We start from the raw sequence: 2,373 nt of genomic DNA, 5'->3' as shown, positions 1-2,373 counted from the left end.
CGGTACGAGCGTTACGGGATGCGGCGCCAGCGCCTCGGTCAGCGACCGCGGCGGTACCACCGGTTCGGTGCGCCATGCCCCGCTTTCGTGCAGCGGCACACCGCCGACGTGGACGACTCCGGCACGGACCACCCGGCCGAGCGCGGGCAGCGCGGGCGCCACGACGACCCCCGCTGTTCCGTCGGTGAGCGCACCGGTCTCGGCGGCGAGGTTGCCGCGCAGCAGCGAGTCGGCCTTCTTCATGACGAGCGTGTCCTCGTCCGCCACCGCCGCCAGTGCGGCCCGTACCCGCCCGGCTGCCGTCGCGGCGGACACATGACGGGAGTCGAGGTCGAGCACGGTGTCCCGGTCGGTGTCGGCGAGACCGGCCGTACCGAGTACCACCCGGCAGCGCCTGCCGGGTGCCAGCAGCGCGGCGGCCGTCTCGGCCGCGCCCGACAGGTCGTCAGCGAGCGCGAACAGCCGTCTGTGCTTGGGGGTCGGCACGTTCGATGTCTCCCTGTGGGTGAGCAGCACGGTGCGACGATAATGGCACACCCTGCGTGATTCACGCGAGTACATTGCGCGTAGCGCGCAGACGTGCCAGGTTGGCCACCATGACTGCCTCCTTCGCAAGCCCCCTGAGCACGCGCGTCCCGGGCGTTCCCGCCCCCTTGTCCCGGCTGGTGCTGGGCACCATGACCTTCGGCGACACCGTGGACGCCGCCGACGCCGCCGCGATGCTGGACACCGCACTCGAAGCGGGCGTCACCGCCGTGGACACCGCCAACGTCTACGCCGGCGGCGCCACGGAGACCATCCTCGGCGAACTGCTGACCCCGGCCCGCCGGAAGCGGGTCCTGCTGGCCACCAAGGCCGGCATGGACCACCCCGACGCTGCGGGCCACGCCCCGCTGTCGGCCCGCGGCCTGCGGAGCGCGCTGGAGGGCAGTCTGCGCAGACTGCGCACCGAGACGGTGGATCTGTTCTACCTTCATCAGCCCGACCGGTCGGTCCCCCTGGAGGAAACCCTGGGCGCGGTCGCCGAGCTGGCCGGTGAGGGGAAGATCCGGGCTCTGGGCGTGTCCAACTACGCGGCATGGCAGATCGCCGAACTCGACCGTGTCGCCGAGCGGGTGGGCGCGCCCCGCCCGCTCGTCGCCCAGCAGGTGTACAACCTGGTGGCCCGCAGGGTCGAGGAGGAGTACGCGGAGTACGCCGCCACCAGCGGCCTGCTCACCATGGCCTACAACCCCCTCGCCGGCGGTCTGCTCACCGGGCGCCACCGCTTCGGGACCACCCCGGACGCGGGCCGGTTCGGGGATTCGGTGCTCGCCCCGATGTACCGGAAGCGGTACTGGGACGAACGGCTCTTCGCGGCCGTGCAGCGGCTGTCCGCCATCGCCGGACAGGCGGGTCTCACCTTGCCCGAGGTGGCCCTGCGCTGGCTGCTGGGACAGGACGGCGTGGACGCGGTGCTGCTGGGCGGCTCGCGCATCGAGCAGTTGCGGGCCAACCTGGCGGCGGCGCACGCCGGCCCGCTCCCGGCCGATGTGGCCGCGGCGTGCGACAAGGTGGGCGTCGAACTGCGCGGCCCCATGCCGGCCTATAACCGCTGACCTGCAGATGATGATCAATGACGAGGAAAGGTCCGGCTCCCTATGAGCACTGACGTCAACACCCCTTCCCGCGCGGCCCGGTTCGCCGCCGCGCTGCGGGCCCGCGAGCGTCTCGTCGGCTACTGGTCCGTGCTGGACGCGCCGGTCGCCACCGAGCGGGTCGCCCGCCTCGGCTACGACTATGTGTGCCTGGACGCCCAGCACGGCCTGTTCGGCTACGCGGGCATGCTCAACTCGCTGACCGCGATCGACGCCGGGGGCGCCTCGGTGGGCCTGGTGCGCGTGGCGGCCAACGACGCGGTGCCGATCGGACAGGCCCTCGACGCGGGAGCCGCCGGCGTCATCGTCCCGATGATCGACACCGCGGCACAGGCCGCCGATGCGGTGGCCGCCTGCCGTTACGCGCCGGCCGGGCGGCGTTCCTACGGCCCCATGCGCGCCCAGTTGCGGATCGGCCCCGACCCCGCCGAGGCACACGCCGCGACCGTCGTGCTGGCCATGATCGAGACGGCCGCCGGGCTCGCCGACCTCAAGGCCATCTGCGCCACACCGGGCCTGGACGGCGTCTACGTCGGCCCCTCCGACCTGCGGATCGCACTGGGCGGGGCCTCCTCGACCGACGCGGCGGTGTCGAAGGAGTTCGAGGCGGCGGTGGCCGAGGTCCGCACGGCCGCGGCCGAGGCGGGGATCGCCGCGGGGATCCACACCCCGGACGGCGCCACGGCGGCCCGGCGCCTGGCCGAGGGCTTCACCTTCGCCTCGGTCGCCTGCGACC

The 2,373-nt window shown here is 73.4% G+C and carries 3 protein-coding genes; 2 read left to right on the top strand and 1 reads right to left on the bottom strand.

The features are described from left to right. On the bottom strand, positions 1–516 hold a 516-nt coding region (locus ACFWGJ_RS43330; RefSeq protein ID WP_387334486.1), incomplete at its 3' end, for a four-carbon acid sugar kinase family protein. An 80-nt stretch (positions 517–596) separates the two neighbouring features. On the opposite strand from ACFWGJ_RS43330, the gene ACFWGJ_RS43325 reads away from it, so the two are divergent. Together ACFWGJ_RS43325 and ACFWGJ_RS43320 are read left to right on the top strand one after the other, a co-directional pair. After that, complete coding sequence (locus ACFWGJ_RS43325; protein WP_387334484.1) at positions 597–1,598, top strand: aldo/keto reductase; 1,002 nt, start codon at positions 597–599, stop codon at positions 1,596–1,598. 42 nt (positions 1,599–1,640) lie between these two features. Then, positions 1,641–2,373 (top strand): HpcH/HpaI aldolase/citrate lyase family protein (locus tag ACFWGJ_RS43320; protein ID WP_387334481.1); only part of this gene is annotated, 733 nt, incomplete at its 3' end.

It is taken from the genome of Streptomyces sp. NPDC060205 (genome assembly GCF_042728395.1).
Taxonomy (GTDB): Bacteria; Actinomycetota; Actinomycetes; order Streptomycetales; family Streptomycetaceae; genus Streptomyces.
The sequence above is the reverse complement of the archived record's forward strand: the minus strand, read 5'-3'. Positions and strand labels throughout refer to the sequence as shown.